This is a genomic window from Amycolatopsis sp. NPDC028719 (genome assembly GCF_055565395.1).
The window spans coordinates 390150-407623 of record NZ_JBVHUL010000001.1; the positions used below are offsets into that span (position 1 = coordinate 390150).

General features: G+C 70.5%; 15 protein-coding genes. 8 read left to right on the forward strand and 7 right to left on the reverse strand.

Translation table 11 applies throughout. The features are described from left to right. Positions 1-3 precede the first annotated feature (3 nt). Both ACZ4TR_RS01865 and pdhA read right to left on the reverse strand, forming a co-directional pair. Positions 4-996 (reverse strand): alpha-ketoacid dehydrogenase subunit beta, encoded by a 993-nt coding sequence (locus ACZ4TR_RS01865; RefSeq protein ID WP_465285346.1) that lies wholly within the window; start codon positions 994-996, stop codon positions 4-6. Further along, the gene (pdhA, locus tag ACZ4TR_RS01870) at positions 996-2201 is read right to left on the reverse strand and encodes a pyruvate dehydrogenase (acetyl-transferring) E1 component subunit alpha (protein ID WP_364510317.1); all 1206 of its coding nucleotides are present in this window, start codon (positions 2199-2201) and stop codon (positions 996-998) included. The genes ACZ4TR_RS01865 and pdhA overlap by 1 nt, the downstream gene beginning before the upstream one ends. Positions 2202-2573: 372 nt before the next feature. Between pdhA and ACZ4TR_RS01875 the strand changes: the two genes are divergently transcribed. Next, positions 2574-3995: a M20/M25/M40 family metallo-hydrolase gene (locus ACZ4TR_RS01875; RefSeq protein ID WP_465285347.1), complete on the forward strand. Its 1422-nt coding sequence runs from the start codon at positions 2574-2576 to the stop codon at positions 3993-3995. 73 nt (positions 3996-4068) lie between these two features. Here the strand turns inward: ACZ4TR_RS01875 and ACZ4TR_RS01880 are convergent, their stop codons facing one another. After that, on the reverse strand, positions 4069-4629 hold the full coding sequence (locus ACZ4TR_RS01880; protein ID WP_465285348.1) for a TetR/AcrR family transcriptional regulator: 561 nt from the start codon (positions 4627-4629) through the stop codon (positions 4069-4071). Positions 4630-4713: 84 nt separating this feature from the next. Between ACZ4TR_RS01880 and ACZ4TR_RS01885 the strand changes: the two genes are divergently transcribed. Further along, entirely contained in the window at positions 4714-5751 is a 1038-nt protein-coding gene (locus ACZ4TR_RS01885) for a saccharopine dehydrogenase family protein (RefSeq protein WP_465285349.1), read from the forward strand. A gap of 3 nt (positions 5752-5754) precedes the next feature. Here ACZ4TR_RS01885 and ACZ4TR_RS01890 read toward each other — a convergent pair whose 3' ends face one another. Genes ACZ4TR_RS01890 through ACZ4TR_RS01900 form a run of 3 tightly spaced genes read right to left on the reverse strand, consistent with a single transcriptional unit; the run spans position 5755 to position 9206 of the window. Then, positions 5755-6597 carry a transglutaminase family protein gene (locus tag ACZ4TR_RS01890; RefSeq protein ID WP_465285350.1) on the reverse strand — a complete coding sequence of 281 codons (843 nt, stop codon included), beginning with the start codon at positions 6595-6597 and terminating at the stop codon, positions 5755-5757. Then, positions 6594-7541 carry an alpha-E domain-containing protein gene (locus ACZ4TR_RS01895; protein WP_465285351.1) on the reverse strand — a complete coding sequence of 316 codons (948 nt, stop codon included), beginning with the start codon at positions 7539-7541 and terminating at the stop codon, positions 6594-6596. The genes ACZ4TR_RS01890 and ACZ4TR_RS01895 overlap by 4 nt, the downstream gene beginning before the upstream one ends. Before the next feature lie 9 nt (positions 7542-7550). Further along, positions 7551-9206 (reverse strand): circularly permuted type 2 ATP-grasp protein, encoded by a 1656-nt coding sequence (locus ACZ4TR_RS01900; protein WP_465285352.1) that lies wholly within the window; start codon positions 9204-9206, stop codon positions 7551-7553. A gap of 148 nt (positions 9207-9354) precedes the next feature. Between ACZ4TR_RS01900 and ACZ4TR_RS01905 the strand changes: the two genes are divergently transcribed. The 4 genes from ACZ4TR_RS01905 to ACZ4TR_RS01920 all read left to right on the forward strand — a co-directional run bounded on the left by ACZ4TR_RS01905 (position 9355) and on the right by ACZ4TR_RS01920 (position 14428). Further along, positions 9355-10296 (forward strand): ABC transporter substrate-binding protein, encoded by a 942-nt coding sequence (locus tag ACZ4TR_RS01905; protein WP_465285353.1) that lies wholly within the window; start codon positions 9355-9357, stop codon positions 10294-10296. A gap of 59 nt (positions 10297-10355) precedes the next feature. Further along, positions 10356-11258 (forward strand): amino acid ABC transporter permease, encoded by a 903-nt coding sequence (locus ACZ4TR_RS01910; protein WP_465285354.1) that lies wholly within the window; start codon positions 10356-10358, stop codon positions 11256-11258. Continuing rightward, the gene (locus ACZ4TR_RS01915; RefSeq protein ID WP_465285355.1) at positions 11255-12028 is read left to right on the forward strand and encodes an amino acid ABC transporter ATP-binding protein; all 774 of its coding nucleotides are present in this window, start codon (positions 11255-11257) and stop codon (positions 12026-12028) included. The genes ACZ4TR_RS01910 and ACZ4TR_RS01915 overlap by 4 nt, the downstream gene beginning before the upstream one ends. Before the next feature lie 87 nt (positions 12029-12115). Continuing rightward, on the forward strand, positions 12116-14428 hold the full coding sequence (locus ACZ4TR_RS01920; protein ID WP_465285356.1) for an oxidoreductase: 2313 nt from the start codon (positions 12116-12118) through the stop codon (positions 14426-14428). 55 nt (positions 14429-14483) lie between these two features. Here ACZ4TR_RS01920 and ACZ4TR_RS01925 read toward each other — a convergent pair whose 3' ends face one another. After that, positions 14484-15059, reverse strand: coding sequence for a hypothetical protein (locus ACZ4TR_RS01925; protein ID WP_465285357.1), 576 nt, complete (start codon positions 15057-15059; stop codon positions 14484-14486). Positions 15060-15224: 165 nt separating this feature from the next. Between ACZ4TR_RS01925 and ACZ4TR_RS01930 the strand changes: the two genes are divergently transcribed. Both ACZ4TR_RS01930 and ACZ4TR_RS01935 read left to right on the forward strand, forming a co-directional pair. Then, complete coding sequence (locus ACZ4TR_RS01930; RefSeq protein WP_465286265.1) at positions 15225-17036, forward strand: NHL domain-containing thioredoxin family protein; 1812 nt, start codon at positions 15225-15227, stop codon at positions 17034-17036. 1 nt (position 17037) lies between these two features. Continuing rightward, a complete protein-coding gene (locus ACZ4TR_RS01935; RefSeq protein ID WP_364510349.1) occupies positions 17038-17370 on the forward strand; it encodes a GroES family chaperonin in 333 nt (110 codons plus the stop codon). The last annotated feature ends 104 nt before the right edge of the window (positions 17371-17474 follow it).

The following is a 17474-nucleotide window of genomic DNA, read 5'->3' on the forward strand; positions in this document are numbered from 1 at the left end:
CCCTTACCAGGCGAGCGAGCGGTCGACGGCGTGCAGCACCCGGTCCAGGTCGGGGAGGTAGTGCTCCTCGAGCTTGGCCGGCGGGTACGGCGTGTCGAACCCGGTCACCCGGAGGACGGGCGCTTCCAGCGAGTAGAAGCACTCCTGCTGGACGCGCGCGGCGATCTCCGACGTCAGCGACGACTCGGACGGCGCCTCCGACAGCGCGATCAGCCGGCCGGTCTTGCGCACCGACTCGAACACCGGCGCGAGGTCCAGCGGCGAGAGCGTGCGCAGGTCGATGACCTCGAGCGACTTGCCTTCGTCGGCCGCCGCGGCGGCCGCGTCGAGGGCGACCTTCACCGAAGGCCCGTACGCGACGACCGTCGCCGTCGTGCCTTCGCGGACGACCTGCGACGAGAACACCCGGGCCGGCGTGCCGTCGGTGTCGATCTCCGCGCGCAGCGCACCCGAGTGGTACAGCCGCTTCGGCTCGAAGAACAGGATCGGGTCGTCCGACTTGATCGCCTGCTGGATGCCCCAGTAGGCGTCGACGGCGTTCGAAATGGACACGACCTTGAGGCCCGGGATGTGCGCGAACAGCGACTCCGGCGACTCCGAGTGGTGCTCGACCGCGCCGATCCCGCCGCCGAAGGGCACCCGGATCACGACGGGCATCTTGACCTTGCCCTGCGTCCGGTAGTGCAGCTTCGCCAGCTGCGAGGAGATCTGGTCGAAGCCCGGGAAGATGAAGCCCTCGAACTGGATCTCGCAGACCGGCCGGAACCCGCGCACGGCCAGGCCGACCGCGGTGCCGATGATCCCGGACTCCGCCAGCGGCGTGTCCAGCACGCGCTGCTCGCCGAAGTCCTTCTGCAGGCCGTCGGTGATCCGGAAGACGCCGCCGAGCTTGCCGACGTCCTCGCCCATGATCAGGACCTTGGGGTCCTCCTCCATCGCGCGGCGCAGGCCGAGGTTGATCGCCTTGCCGATGGTGAGTTTCTGGAGGTCGGTCATCAGTGCTCACCCGCCGATGCGAAGCCGTCGAGGTAGGAGAGGAACTCTTCGCGCTGCGCGTCCAGCACCGGGTTGCCCTCGGCGTAGACGTTGCTGAAGATCCGGTCCGGCGGCGGCTCCGGCATGTTGAACGTGTACTCGCGCAGGTCGGCGGCGAAGGCGTCGGCCTCCTCCTGGACCTTGTCGAAGAACGTGTGGTCGGCGCCGCCCTTGCGGGCCAGGAACGCCCGGACGCGCTCGATCGGGTCCTTGAGCTTCCACTCTTCGAGCTCGTCGGAGAGCCGGTAGCGGGACGGGTCGTCGGTCGTCGTGTGCGCGTCCATCCGGTAGGTGAACGCCTCGATCAGCACCGGGCCGTTGCCGTGGCGGCACTCGTCGAGCGCCCAGCGGGACACCGCGAGGCAGGCCAGGACGTCGTTGCCGTCGACGCGGATGCCGGGGAAGCCGTAGCCGCGGGCGCGCTGGTAGAGCGGCAGGCGCGACTGGCGCTCGGTCGGCTCGGAGATCGCCCACTGGTTGTTCTGGCAGAAGAACACGAGCGGCGCGTCGTAGACGGCGGCCCAGACGAACCCTTCGTGGACGTCGCCCTGCGACGTCGCGCCGTCGCCGAAGTAGCAGATCGTGGCTTCGCCGTCGTCGTCCCCGACCTTGCCCTCGAACTTCTGCCCCATCGCGTAGCCGGCGGCGTTGAGCACCTGGTTACCGATCACGATGGTGTACGGGTGGAAGCCCGTGCCCTGGTAGTCCCAGCCACTGTGGTCGGTGCACCGGAAGATGCCCAGCAGGTCCTTCATGTCGACCCCGCGCGCGTACGCGACGCCGTGCTCGCGGTAGCTGGGGAACGCCATGTCGTTCTTCTTGAGCGCGCGGCCGGAGCCGATCTGCGCGGCCTCCTGGCCGAGCAGCGGGACCCAGATGCCGAGCTGGCCCTGGCGCTGCATCGCGTTGGCCTCGCGGTCCGCGCGGCGGACGAGCACCATGTCGCGGTAGAGCTGGCGCAGGGCTTCGTCGTCGATGTCGTCGACGTACTTGTCGAACTGGGGCGACGGGACCCGCTCGCCTTCGGGGGTGAGCAGCTGAGTCAGCTCAGCGCCACCTTCGCTGGTCGCTCGCAATCCGGCGATCACCTGCTCGGGGGAAGGCTGAGCCGCTACGGCGGCCGGCCCGTCTCCAGGCTCCGGGTGCGTCCACTGTTCGGACGGCATGGGCGTTGCTCCTCGGTGTCGGTGCCTCTGGCGGCCGCTTGTGGCGACCACAGCGACTGCACCGGCGGGGACCAGCGCATCGGGTCTCCGAAGCGCTCGGTCACCGTCGGCGTTGACGGTTCACGCCGACATCCTGGCACGAAGGCCCGGGCTTTGGTCAGACGCGGTTGCTGATTTGTTGCTGAGAAAGGGGGCCTGAACAGGGAAAACGCTTGGAAGCCCGAGCATCGGACCTACGAGAGTAGGGCGCCGGTCCGCGCGCTCACCTGGAGTGGCCGCACGAGCGCGCGGTCGTGCGCCCGTGTGATCACCTGCTCGGGGGACGTCGTTGTGACGTGCCGCACGGTGGGACGTGCGTGGCACGATGGCGGCGTGGAGCAGAAATCCGTTCGTGAATCCGTCGTGACGTCGTGGACCGACGACGTCATCCCGAGCCTGTCCGGGCTGGTGGCCATCCCCGCCTTGTCCCCGGCCTTCGACGCCGAGTGGGAGACGACCGGCCACCTGGCCGCCGCCGTCGACCACGTCCGCGAGTGGATCGCCGCGCGCGACCTGCCCGGGGCGACCCTGGACGTCGTGCGGCTCGAAGGCCGCACCCCCCTGCTGCTCGTCGACGTCCCGGCGACCCCGGGCGCGGCGGACAAGGGCACCGTGCTGATGTACGGCCACCTCGACAAGCAGCCCCCGGTCGGCGGCTGGTCCGAGGGCCTCGGCCCGTGGACCCCGGTGATCCGCGACGGCCGTCTGTACGGGCGCGGGTCCGTCGACGACGGCTACTCCGGCTACGCGGCGACGGCGGCGATCCAGGCCGTGCACGCGGCCGGCGGCGAGCACGCCCGGATCGTGGTGCTCCTGGAGACCGGCGAGGAGTCCGGCAGCCCCGACCTGCCCGCGTACGTCGAGCACCTGGCCGACCGGATCGGCGAGGTCTCGCTGGTGGTCTGCCTCGACGCCGGTGGCAGCGACTACGAGCGGTTGTGGCTGGTCACGAGCCTGCGCGGGATGCTGCACCTCGACGTCACGGTCCAGCTGCTGGACTCGGCGCAGCACTCGGGCATCGCGAGCGGTGTCGTCGCCAGCTCGTTCCGCGTGCTGCGGCGGCTGATCGAGCGGCTCGAGGACAGCGCGACCGGCGAGCTGCTGCTCGACGAGCTCAAGGTCGACGTCCCGGCGGACCGGCTGGCCGAGCTCAAGGCCGTCTCGCAGGACTTTCCCGAGGCGTTGACGACGGCGTTCCCACTGGTCGAGGGCGGTCGCGTGGTCACCGAAGACGCGCTGGAGCTGATGCTCAACAACGCGTGGCGCCCGACGCTGTCGGTGATCGGCGCCGACGGCTTCCCGAAGCCCGCCGACGCCGGCAACGTCCTGCGCGAGAGCACGACGTTGACGCTGAGCTTCCGCCTCCCGCCGACGGCCGACGCCGCGAAGGGGCTCGAAGCCGTGAAGCAGGCTCTGACCACCGACGTCCCGTACGGCGCGAAGGTCACCTTCGGCCACAACCCGCAGGCGGAGGACGGCTGGAACGCGCCGACCGAGTCGCCGTGGCTGACGAACGCCCTGCGCACGGTCAGCGAGGAGGTCTTCGGCCGGCCGCACCGCGCGACCGGTATGGGCGGGTCGATCCCGTTCATGGGCCTGCTCTCGCGCAAGTACCCGGAGGCGCAGTTCCTGGTCACCGGCGCGTGCGGGGCCGACTCGAACATCCACGTGCCGGACGAGTGGCTGCACCTGGACTACGCGCAGCGGGTCACCGAGGCCGTCGCCCACATCCTGGACGCCCACGCCCGCGGCTGACCAAAGCGCCACTTTCCCTACGAAAGTGATCCGGAGGCCACTCCTCCACGTCACTTTCGTAGGGAAAGTGCGGCTAGCGGCAGGCCTCCCGGAACGCTGAGGCGGCCGCGTCGAGGTATGCCGGGAACTCCTGGTCGCCGTCCGAGTCGATCCAGCGGTCGAAGGCGTCGCCGAGGATGATCGCCGCGGCCTGCGCCGCCGGTTTCGCCAGCTCGGGCGGTGTTCCCCGGCGCTCGAGGGAGTCCCGGATCGCGGCCGTGATCGCCGCGCCCTTGCTCCGCTCGCGTTCGCGGAGTTCGGCGCTCGACGCGATCACGGCCCGGCGTTCCGGCGACGGGTCGATGAGCCGCGTGACCTGCGTGCCGACCTCGACGAGCCCGCCGAGGGCCGTGCGAAGCGGCGACTCCGCCTCTTCGGCGGCCAGGACGGCTTCGGCGACCGCGGGCGGCATTTGCTCCGAGCCGGCGAAGAGGACTTCGCGCTTGTCGGGGAAGTAGCGGAAGTACGAGCGGCGGGTGATCCCGGCGCGCTCGGCGATCTGCGTCACGGTGACGGCGTCGTACCCGTGCTCGGCGAACAGCTCCAGCGCGGCTTTCCGCAGCCGGTCCGCGGTCCCGGGATCCCATCTGGCCACCGTCCCAGCCTACAAGCGATGTCTCACTGTGTCGTCACATGCTAGCCTCAGTGATGACACACTGAGACGTCACTGGAGGTCGACATGGAGATCTGGGTACTCGGGGCACTGGGCCGGACCGGCCGGGGCATCACCGCCGAGCTGGCCGCGCGCGGACTGCCGGTCGTGCTGGTCGGGCGCAACCGCGAACGGCTGGCGGCGAGCGGCTCGAAGTACGTCGTCGCCGACGGGGCCGAGGCCATCGCCGCGGAGATCCGGCGGCAGCGCCCGGCCGTCGTCGTCAACACCATCGGCGAGTACGCCGCCACGGCCGGGACGATCGCGCGGGCCTGCCTGCCCGGCGGCCACTACGTCGACCTGGCCGCGGACCTGGTCGCCGTCCCGCAGCTGCTCGACCTGCACGAAGAGGCCCTGGCGGGTGGCAGCACCTTCGTCACCGGCGCCGGGTTCGGCGTCCTGGCCACGGAAGCCGTCGTCGCGAAGCTCTGCGAAGGACGCCCGACGCCGAGTTCGGTGCACGTCGACGCGGTCGCGTCGGTGGCCATGGAAGCGGGTGCCTTGGGGGGCGCGCTGGCCGCCAGCATCGTCGACGCACTGACCACCGGCGGCCGCGAGTACCGGGGCGGCCGCTTGGTCCCCTCGCGGCTCGGCGCGAACGCGCAGACGCTCACGTTCCCGGACGGCGAGACGGCGAAGTCGGCGAGCGTGCCCTCGGGTGAGCTGGTGGCGGCTCAACGGGCGAGCGGCGCGCCGTCGGTCACGCTGACGTCCGGTCTCGCGCCCGTTTCGCCCGTGGGCCGGGCGGTGCTGCCCCTGCTCGGCCGGGTGTTGTCCCTCCCGGCGATGCGCCGGTTCGCGGTCCGGCGGCTGGCCGGGGTGAAGGGGAAGGCGACCCCGCGACCCCGCGCGCACTCCTGGGGCCACGCCGTCGTCACGTGGCCCGACGGCACGACGCGCGAAGGCTGGCTCCGCGCCGGCGAGGGCATGGACTTCACGACGGCGGTCGTGGCCGAGGTCGCGGCCCGGCTCGCCCACGGCGAGGGCAAGCCCGGCGCGCACACTCCGGCGTCGGCCCTCGGCGCGGACGTCGCCGAAGCGGCGGGCGGCACCTTCTTGCTGTGAGAGCTAAGCCAGCCGGGTCAGGTGGACCGAGACGTCCAAAGTGGACTGCCCGCCACCCGTGAAGATCCCCTTCAACGGCGCCACGTCGGCGTAGTCGCGGCCCATCGCCACCCACACGTGCCGGGGCCCGACCGGGATCGCGTTCGTCGGGTCGTACGCCCACCACCCGCCGGTCCAGACGTCGACCCAGGCGTGCGACTCGCCCTCCACCACCTCGCCGAGCTTCCCGTCCGGCTTCGTGTGCAGGTACCCCGACACGTACCGGGCCGGGACGCCGATCGCGCGCAGCATCACCAGTGTCACGTGCGCGAAGTCCTGGCAGACGCCTTCGCGCGCCTGCCACGCGTCCGTCGCGGTCGAGTGGACGCCGGTCGTGCCGGGCTGGTACTTCAGCTGCTTGTTCACCCACTCGCAGACCGCCAGCACCGACTCGGCCGGGTCGAGGCCGGTCCGCAGCGCACGGGCCTCGCGCGCCAAGGCGGCGTCGCGCGGGGTGTAGTCGGTCGGGGTCAGGTACTCCGTGCGGTGGTCGACGACCGTGTCGCTGCGGAGGTCCTTCCACGACGCCGTGCGGATCGGCTCGGCTTCGTCCGCCGTCTCGACCACCGACGTCGCCAGCACGGTGAACTCCGTGTGCGGCGCGTGCAGGTCGAACGAGGTGACGACCGTGCCCCAGTAGTCCGTGTACCGGTAGGCGCGGGTCGCCGGCGTCGTTTCGATGCGCGTCGCGACCGTCGTCTGGCGGCGGTCCGAACGCGGGGTGAGCCGCGCCTCGTTGTACGACTGGGTCGCCGGCGTCGCGTACCGGTACCCCGTCCGGTGCGCCACCCGCAGCTGCCACGTCACAGCGAAACCTCCGCGCCGCTCCACGCCACCCACGGTGACGTGCTGAAGTACTGCAACGAAACCGCTTCGCCGATCTCCTTGATCGACGTCTGCAGCGCGCCGAGCCGGCGCGGCAGGTCGGTCAGCAGGTCCGCCGGGCGCAGGAACTCCAGCTCGCTGCGGGCCCGGCCGAGCTCACGCAGCGCCTCGGACTTCTCGTTCGTGCGCGCGCCGCCGCCCGGGTCGAGCCGCTGCAGGCAGTCCTCCGCCTGGCGCAGCGCGTGGAACACCGAGCGCGGGAACAGCGTGTCCCGCAACAGGAACTGCACGACGCGTCCGGCGTCCAGCGCACCGCGGTACGTCCGCAGATAGGTGTCCTGTGCGCCGGCCGAGCGCAGCACCGTGATCCACCCCGGCGACGACGCGCGGTCCGCGACCCGCGACAGCAGCAGCCGGACCACCATGTCGGCGCGTTCGATCGAGCGGCCGAGGACCATGAACAGCCAGCCGTCGTCCCGGCTCATCGTCGAGTCGGCGAGCCCGGCGAACATCGCCGCGCGTTCCTCGATGAACGACAGGAACGCGTGCGGCCCCGCGCGCCGGGCGTAGCGCTGGCGGTCCGGCACCGCGTTCCACGTCGCGTTCAGGCATTCCCACAGCTCGGTCGGGACGACTTCGCGCGCGCCCCGCGTGTTCTCGCGTGCCGAGTTGATCGAGCCGACGATCGACGCCGGGTTGTCCTTCGCGTACGCCACCAGCTCGGTCAGCTTCCAGACGTCGAGGGCGTCCCCGTCGGGGGTGTCGATGCCCAGGACGGCCAGCAGCTGACGGCTCGCGTGGTCCGGGTCGACCGTCGCGTCCTCCAGCAGCTGGTGGACCGAGACGTTGAGGATCCGGGAGGTGTCGTCGGCGCGTTCGACGTACCGGCCGATCCAGTAGAGCGACTCCGCGTTGCGTGCCAGCATCCGGGCCCCCTAGCTCTGTTGCTGTTGCTGCTGCTGGGACGAGGTCAGCTCGGGTCCCTGCTCGGCGACCAGGCCGTCCACAGTGGACATCGCGCCGAGGGCGGGCTGTTCGAGCTCGCGCTCGGCGGTCGACGCCCGGGACGTCAGCACCCACGTGTCCTTCGAGCCACCGCCCTGCGACGAGTTGACGACCAGGCTGCCCTCCGGCAGCGCCACCCGCGTCAACCCGCCGGGCAGGACGAAGATGTCCTTGCCGTCGTTGACGGCGAACGGCCGCAGGTCGACGTGCCGCGGCGCCAGCCGGTCCTCGACCTTGGCCGGCACGGTCGAGAGCTGGACCACCGGCTGCGCGATCCAGCCGCGCCGGTTCGCGCGCACCTTCCGCCGCAGGGTCGCCAGCTCCGCCGCGGTCGCCTCGGGCCCGAAGACGATCCCGTAGCCGCCGGAGCCCTCGACCGGCTTGACGACCAGCTCGTCGAGGTGCGCCATGACGTGGTCGAACTCGTCCGGCAGCCAGCACCGGAACGTGTCCACATTGGGCAGCAGCGGCTTCTCGTTCAGGTAGTACTTCACCATCTCGGGCACGTAGGTGTAGACGAGCTTGTCGTCGCCGACGCCGTTGCCGACCGCGTTCGCGACGACGACGTTGCCCGCGCGCGCCGCGTTGAGGACGCCGGCGATGCCGAGCACCGAGTCCGGCCGGTAGTGCACCGGATCGAGGAACTCGTCGTCGATGCGCCGGTAGATGACGTCGACCTGGCGCTCGCCCTCGGTCGTCCGCAGGTAGACGACGTTGTCGCGGCAGAACATGTCGCGGCCTTCGACCAGCTCGACGCCCATCAGCCGGGCCAGCAGCGAGTGCTCGAAGTACGCCGAGTTGTGGACACCGGGCGTGAGCACGACGACCATCGGGTCGGCGACGTTCGCCGCGGCCGCCGCGCGCAGCGCCCGGAGCAGGTGGGACGCGTAGTCCCCGACCGGCCGGACGCGGTGCTGGGCGAACAGGTCCGGGAAGACCCGCGCCATCGTCCGCCGGTTCTCCATCACGTACGACACCCCGGACGGGTTGCGGAGGTTGTCCTCCAGCACCCGGAACGTGCCCTCCTCGTCGCGCACCAGGTCCACTCCGGACACGTGGATGCGCACGCCGTTCGGCGGGTTGATGCCGAACGCCTCCCGCTGGAAGTGCTCGCACGAGGTGATCAGCCGCCGCGGCAGCACGCCCTCGCGCAGGATCTGGCGGTCGCCGTAGATGTCGGCGAGGAACGCCTCGAGCGCGCGGACGCGCTGGGCGACGCCGCGCTCGATCTTCGCCCACTCGGCCGCCTGGATCACCCGCGGCACCAGGTCCAGCGGGAACGGCCGCTCCTGTCCGGACAGGGAGAACGTGATGCCCTGGTCGACCATCGCCCGGTCCAGCGCGAGCGACCGCGAGTTGAGGTCGTGGGCGTCGAGCGCCGCGATCGACTCGTACAGCGCGCGGTACGGACCGCGGACCGTGCCGTCGGCGGCGAACATCTCGTCGTAGGCGCCGGCGTGCGGCCGGTCCGGGGAGAGGTAGCCGTCGAACCGGGCCCCCGGCCGGGTGATCCGCCGGGTCGTCGCCTTCCTCGCGCGCCGACCGGACGGGGGCAGCCGAGGCGGGGTCGCGTTCATGAACGACATCCTCACCCACGTGCGCACCCGCGCGCGACACTCTGACACTGGTGGGGTGGGTGCGAAACGTCGCTGTAACTCGACAGTGCTGTGCTTTGGTATGGATGAGTGGCAATATGCGTGCTCTCACGAACTGAGAACTACGAGGAGTGACGACGTGGCCCGAGGAACCCAGCTCAAGGCGATCGCCCTGCTGCCTGCGTTCGCCCTGGTCGGCTTGACCGTGGCGTGCGGGGCGGGAGGGAGTGGCGCGGGCGACGTCAAGCCCAGCAGCTCAGCCGCCGCCCCGGGCGCCGGCGGTGACTTGGGCGCGGTCGCCAAGGACGACAAGCTGGCGGCCATGGTGCCGGACGCGGTCAAGACGGACGGCAAGATCCTGGTCGGCCAGGACCAGAGCTACCCGCCGAACGAGTTCCAGGACGAGAGCGGCAAGGTCACCGGTTTCGACGTGGACCTGGGCACCGCGATCGGGCAGAAGCTCGGCCTGAAGATGGAGTTCCAGAACGCCGCCTTCGACGGGATCATCCCGGGCATCCAGGCCGGCAAGTACGAGCTCGCGATGTCGTCGTTCAGCGTCAACGCCGAACGGCTCCAGATCGTCGACATGGTCAGCTACTACAAGGCGGGGACGTCGCTCGGCGTGCTGAAGGGCAACCCCGACAAGCTGAACGTCGACGACCTGTGCGGCAAGAAGATGGGCGTGCAGAAGGGCACCACGCAGGTCGACGACCTGCAGACCCGGTCGCAGAAGTGCACCTCGGCGGGCAAGCCGGCGATCGAAGTCACCCAGCTGCAGGCCCAGACCGACGTGAACCTCGCGCTCACCGCGAAGCGGGTGCAGGGCGAGCTGGCCGACTCCCCGGTCGTCGACTACGCGGTCAAGCAGACGAACGGGCAGCTGGAGGTCGTCGGCGAGCCGTACGACACGGCGCCCTACGGCATCATCCTGAAGAAGGACAGCGGCGACTACGGCAAGGCGGTCCAGTCGGCGGTCCAGGCCCTGATCGACGACGGCACCTACAAGAAGATCCTCGACAAGTGGGGTCTGTCCGGGGCCGGCGCGGTCACCAAGTCGGAACTCAACCCGGCGGCGTCCTGAGCCGGCTAGAGAGGGCTTAGCCAGTGTCCAGTTCTTCCGACGCGCCTCCCGATGAGCGGGTGGCCGTCGACACCAAACCCATCAAGGCCGTCCCGGTGCGCCACTACGGGCGCTGGGTGGCCGGGGTGGTCGTCCTCTTCATCGCCTTCATCGTCGTTCGCAGCATCGTCACGAACGACAACTTCGCCTGGCCCGTCGTCTGGGACTACATGTTCAACGACCGCGTGCTGCGCGGTCTCCAGAACACCCTGATCCTGACCGTGATCTCGATGCTGATCGGCATCGTGGGCGGGGTCCTGCTGGCGGTGATGCGGCTGTCGCCGAACCCGCTGACCAAGGGCGCCGCCGGCGTCTACATCTGGTTGTTCCGCGGCACCCCGCTGATCACGCAGCTGGTGTTCTGGAACTTCCTCGCGTTCGCCTACCCGCGGCTCGGTCTCGGGATCCCGTTCGGGCCCGAGTTCGTTTCGTGGGGCACGAACGACCTGATCAACCAGTTCACGGCGTCGCTGCTCGGCCTCGGGCTGAACGAGGCCGCGTACATGGCGGAGATCGTGCGCGGTGGAATCCAGTCGATCGACAGCGGTCAGCTGGAGGCGGCGTCCGCGCTCGGCATGAAGCGGACGACCACGTTGCGGCGCATCGTGCTGCCGCAGGCGATGCGGGTGATCGTGCCGCCCACCGGCAACGAGACGATCGCGATGCTGAAGACCACGTCACTGGTGGTCGCGATCGGCTACTACGAGCTGATGGTGGCGGTCCAGACCATCTACGCGCAGAACTTCAAGACGATCCCGCTGCTGCTCACCGCGGTGATCTGGTACCTGTTCATGACGTCGATCCTGACCGCCATCCAAATCCAGATCGAGAAGTACTTCGCCCGGGGTACCTCGCAGGGCGTGGTCCAGCGGCAAGGCTGGGCGACGAGGTTGTTCAGCCGGGGTGGAGGGAACGTCACATGACCCCCGTGGTGTCCGCTCAGAAGATCTACAAGAGCTTCGGCAGCGTCGACGTCCTCAAGGGCATCGACCTCGAGGTGCACGAGCGGGAGGTGCTCTGCCTGATCGGGCCGTCCGGCTCGGGCAAGTCGACGCTGCTGCGCTGCATCAACCACCTCGAAAAGATCGACGCCGGCCGGCTCTACGTCGACGGCGTGCTCGTCGGCTACCGCCAGCGCGGCGACAAGCTGCACGAGCTGCGCGAGAACGAGGTCGCGTTCCAGCGCAAGGACATCGGCATGGTGTTCCAGCGCTTCAACCTCTTCCCGCACATGACCGCGCTCGAAAACATCATGGAGGCGCCGGTCCAGGTCCGGCGCGAGCCGAAGGCCCAGGTGCGGGAGCGTGCGCTGGAGCTGCTGGACCGCGTCGGCCTCTCGGACAAGGCGAAGAACTACCCCGCGCAGCTGTCCGGCGGGCAGCAGCAGCGCGTCGCGATCGCCCGGGCGCTGGCGATGCAGCCGAAGCTGATGCTGTTCGACGAGCCGACGTCCGCGCTGGACCCGGAGCTCGTCGGGGACGTGCTGGGCGTGATGAAGCAGCTCGCCAAGGACGGCATGACCATGGTCGTCGTCACCCACGAGATGCAGTTCGCGCGTGAGGTGGCGGACAAGGTCCTGTTCATGGACGGCGGCGTCGTCGTCGAAGAGGGCCCGCCCGACCAGGTCATCGGGAGCCCGCGCGAGGACCGGACCAAGTCGTTCCTGGCCCGGGTGCTGAACCCGAACGCCTGAGGTGAATTCGGCCGTGGGCCCGCGAAACGCCTGCGAATATCGTTCGCTTTCGTTACTTTGAAGGAGGGTGAGGGAGGGGGGCGGCTCGTGACGACCGAAAACACGCTGCCTCCTCTCGACCCGTTCGCGGGCATCCCCGACCGCCGCTACGAGGTCAAGGCCTCCGACCTGCTCAAACCCGGCAACGGCGGGCTGCTGCGCTGGCGGCGGCAGGCCACCAACGCGCCGATCGTCTACGTCGAGGACGCCTACATCACCGGCACGCTCGACCTGCGCGCCGCGGACCTCAAGTACCTCTTCCGGTTCGAGCGCTGCCGCTTCGAGCAGCCGCCGGACGTGCGCGAGGCGCACCTGCTCGGCCTGGTCTTCCGCAAGTGCTGGCTGCCCGGGCTCAAGGCCCGCAACCTGCGCAGCCGCAACGACGTCCGGCTGATCCGCAGCGTCGTGCAGGTCGACGGCGCCGACCGCGAGATCGAGGAGACCACCGTCCAGCGCGGGGACGACCGCGAACGCGGGATGCCGAACGCCGCGGTCAACCTGACCGACGCCGTGATCGAGGGGTCACTGGTGCTGACCCGCACGGTGATCGCCCACCCGCACGGCAAGGCGATCCACGCCGACCGGCTCGTGCTGAACGGCGCGCTGCTCGCCTACCGGATGGTCGCGAACGGCGAAGTCCGGCTCCCGGGCCTGCGGACCGGCGGTAACGTCAACTTCTCCGGCGCCACGCTGAACAACCCGGACGGCTTCGCGCTCAACGGCAACGGCCTGCACATCGGCGGCAGCCTGCTCTGCGAGGTGGACAACTACGGGCCGGCCAGCCAGCGGAAACGCTTCTCCGCCACCGGGATCATGTACCTGCCGAGCGCCACCGTGGACAGCGACATCGTGCTGCGCGAGGCCAAGCTGACGGTGTCCCAGCAGGGGCCGATCGCCATCGACGCGTGGAAGTCCAACGACCCGTACATCGACCCGCGCCCGGCGCTGGTCGCCGACCGGATGCGCGTCGACGGGAACGTCGAGCTGTCGGACGGCTTGCAGGCGCTGGGCACGCTGCGCATGGTCAACGCCCGGATCGGCGGCTCGCTGCGGCTGGCCGGCGCCGAGATCCGGGTCGAGCGCGGCAAGTCGCAGCCGTACTACGACCGCGCGCTGCACCTGGACGGCACCGAAATCGGCGGCGACATCGAGGCCACGAGCCTGCGCGTGCCGACCGGGCAGCTGCGACTGGCCGACGTCACCGTCGGCGGCAACTTCCTGGCCTGGAACTCGATGTTCCGCCACCCGGGCCGGGACGTGTTCTCCGCGCGCCGGTCGAAGATCGCGGGCAACTTCCAGCTCACGGACGCGGCGATCCACGGCACGCTGCGACTGCAGGGCGTCGAGGTCGGCGGCTCCATCAACCTGGCCGGCACGCGGTTGACGGAGCCGGGCCTGCGCTCGACCAGCAGTTTCTCGCTCGACGTCCGCACCGGCCGGATCGGCCGCGACCTGACGCTGCGGGACAACAACGGCCGCCCGTTCGTCGCGGAGGGCGGCGTCAACCTCGACGGCGCCCAGGTCGCCCGCAGGGTGGATCTGCGCGGGTCCGAGCTGGGGTCGCTGTCCCCGTTCCTGGTGGCGCTCGACGCGGGCGACGTCGCGGCGGACGAGTTCACGCTGACGCCGAACCTCCCGCCGACCGGCCGGGTGGTGCTGCGCCGCGCGCACTGCGGAACGCTGACCGACAACGAGGCGTTTTGGGCCGCGTCCGGTGGCATCGAGCTGGAGGACTTTCGCTACGACGCCCTGGGCAAGAGCATCCCGCTCGCCGACGACCAGGCGCTGGACCACCGCATCGAGCTGCTGAGCAAGGCCATGCGCGGCTACCGGCCGGGCCCGTACGACCAGCTCGCGCACATGCTCCGAGCGGCGGGAAACGAAGAGCACGCGTCGACGGTGGCGCTGCGCAAGCAGCAGTTCCGCTACGAGGCGCTGGCCGGCGGCTTCAAGTTCTTCGGGCCGGGGGTGCGGCTGTGGAGCTGGCTGCAGCGGTCGATGGTCGGCTACGGCTACCGCCCGGTCCGCGCCCTCGGCTGGCTGCTGACGCTGCTGGTGCTGGGCAGCCTGTGGTTCGGCCTGGGCACGGACGACTGCATCACCTGGAAGACGGACGAGACGCACCAGATCATCGCCAACGGCCCGCGGTGCGTGGTGAACCAGCAGGACACGGGGCTGCAGTGGAACCCGGTGATCTACACGGCGGACCTGCTGGTCCCGATCGTGGACTTCGGCAACAAGTCGCGCTGGTACATGCACGGCACGGACAACTGGGTGGCGGCGGGCTTCACGGCTTCGGGGTGGATCCTGGCGACCACGGTCGCGGCGGGGGTCAGCCGGATGCTGCGGCGGGAGAACTGACGTCTCGCGGCTTATCCGGCTCTCTAGCGAAAACCCGATAAAGGCGCAGAGACGGTTAGTCGATGAAGCGGGACCAGAAGTCGATGTACCTCGGGCCGTCCGGCGGGGCGGTGCTGATGCCGCCGGTCGAGAACTCGCGGTTCAGGTAATCCCGCAGGTCACAGCCGTACACGATGATGTCCGTCTGGTACACCGACAGCACCGGGTAGCCCGTCGCGTCCGGGAAGCCCGGCAGGTACCGGTGCCCGCACACCGGCACCAGCTGGGGAACGCCGGCCAGGCGCCCGCGGGCTTCGCGGACCGCGTCCTCCGGGCCGACCGGGCGCGTGCCCCACTCCGGCAGCCAGAAGCCGTTGTGCTCGACGTCGTACAGCACGCCGTCGACCGGCCAGGCCAGCCGTTTGCGCAGCTGCTCGGCGTTGCCGCAGCGCCAGTCCGGCCAGCGGTCGCCGATCGGGACGCCGGCGGACAGGAACGTGCGGTGGTCCGCGGCGAAGCGAAACCCGAACCGGCGCTCGACGTCGTCGAGCTCGGGTCCGGTCAGCCCGGGACGCACCGGTTCCCGGAGGTTCTCCTGCAGGTGCCGTGCCTCCTCGAAGGTGAGGGCGCCGGCCGGCTGGACGGGGGTCATGTCCCGAGCCTAAGCGGCGGCTCACCCCGCCGCGCGTCCTTTTCCGCCGTTGTGGCGGGGGACCCCCATGGGGTGAGTTTGTTATCTCATCGGCTGAACTCCGGAACAGAGCGTGAACAGTTGTAGTTCACTCTTGCCGTGACTTCACCCCGACCGCAGGCCCGCGTGCGCGCCCCCGAGCTGCGCGGCGACGTCTGGCTGAACACCGGCGGCCGCCCGCTGACCCTCGCCGAGCTGCGCGGACGCATCGTCCTGCTGGACTTCTGGACCAGCGGCTGCATCAACTGCCTCCACGTGCTCGACGAGCTGCGGCCGCTCGAGGCCGAGTTCGCGGACGTGCTCGTCACGATCGGCGTCCACTCGCCCAAGTTCCTGCACGAGGGCGAGCGCGCGTCGATCGAAGCCGCGGTCCGGCGCTACGAGGTGCACCACCCGGTGGTCAACGACCCGAAGATGGAGCTGTGGTCGCAGTACGCGGTGCGCGCGTGGCCGACGCTGGCGGTCGTCGACCCCGAGGGGTACGTCGTGCACGTCGCCGCGGGCGAAGGGCACGCGGAGGCGCTTCGCCGCGTCATCGCGGACCTCGTCGCGAAGCACGAAGCGAAGGGGACGCTTCGCCGCGGCGGCAGCCCGTACGTCCCGGTCGAGGAGCAGGCCGGCGAGCTGCGATTCCCGAGCAAGGCCGTCGCCACGGCCGAGGGTCGTGTCCTCGTCGCGGACACCGGGCACCACTCCGTCGTCGAGTTCGCGTCGGACGGCGAGACGGTCATCCGGCGTTTCGGCAGCGGAGAGCGCGGTGGCCAGGACGGGCCGTTCGACGTCGCGACCTTCACCGAGCCGTCGGGCATCGCGCTGCTGCCCTACGACGTCGCCGAGCGCGCCGGGTACCACGCCGTCGTCGCCGACACGGCCGGTCACCGGCTGCGTGGCCTCGACCTGATCACCGGCGAGGTGACCACGGTCGCCGGCACCGGCGCGCAGTGGCGCACCGGACCGGACTCCGGCAAGGGCGTCGAGGTCGACCTCACGAGCCCGTGGGACGTCGCCTGGTACGGCCCGGCCGGCGGGATCGTCGTCGCGATGGCGGGCAACCACACGCTGAGCGTGTTCGACCCGGTTTCCGGCACCATCCGCCGCTTCGCGGGCACGACCGTCGAAGGCCTCCGAGACGGCGACGTGAGCGAAGCGTTCTTCGCGCAGACGTCGGGCCTCGCCGCGGACGGCGACAAGCTGTGGCTCGCCGACGCGGAGACGTCGGCGCTGCGCTGGATCGAGCCCGAAGGCGAGTCGTTCACCGTGCACACGGCGATCGGCGTCGACCTCTTCTCCTTCGGCCACACCGACGGCCCGGCCGACCAGGCGCTGCTGCAGCACCCGCTCGGCCTCGCCGTGCTGCCCGGCGACAAGATCGCGATCGCCGACACCTATAACGGCGCCGTACGCCGCTTCGACGTCTTCACGCGCCAAGTGACCACGATCGCCACCGGGCTTTCGGAGCCGCAGGGCCTGCTGCTGCACGAAGGCGAGCTGCTGGTCGTCGAGTCGGCCGGAAACCGGATCGGCTCGCTGCCCGCGAGCGAGCCGACGCTCGTCGCGGGGGACGCCCACGCGGTCCGCCGGCCGCCGACCGTGCTCGCCCCGGGCGAGATCGACTTTTCGGTGGTCTTCACGGCGCCGCCGGGCGAGAAGCTCGACGACCGCTTCGGCCCGTCGACGCGCCTGGAGATCAGCGCGTCGCCGCCCGCGTTGCTGGCCGACGGTGTCGGCACCGGCACCGATCTGACGCGCAAGATCCGGCTCGCCGAGGGGGTCACCGAGGGCGTGCTGCAGGTGGTCGCGCAGGCCGCGAGCTGCGACGACGGCGGTGAACACCCCGCCTGCCGGATCACCCGGCAGGACTGGGGCGTGCCGGTGCGGCTGCGGGCGGACGGGGCGCGCGAGCTGAGCCTGGTCATGGCGGGTGAACCCGCCGAGTAGCATGCGAACCGTGTCTGACGGGGCGAAACTCGAGATCCAGATGCTGCACGACCGCGTACTCGTGCGGCTTTCCCCGGACGAGGGCGAGCGCCGCAGCAGCGGCGGCATCGTGATCCCGGCGACGGCGCAGGTCGCGCGCCGGCTCGCCTGGGGTGATGTACTGGGCGTCGGCAATAGTGTGCGGAACGTCAAGACGGGCGACCGCGTGCTCTTCAACCCGGAGGACCAGCTCGAGGTCGAGATCCGCGGCGAAGGGCACCTGGTGATGCGCGAGCGCGACATCCACGCGGTGGCGACCGAGCGCACCGAGCACGGGACGGGGCTTTACCTCTAGGGCGGGGGCGTGGCAGACGACGAGGCGCGCGAGCGTGCCGAGGTGCGGGAGCTCGAACTCGTGACCCCGGAGTGGCCTGCGGAAGACGAGTCCGCTGTGGAGCC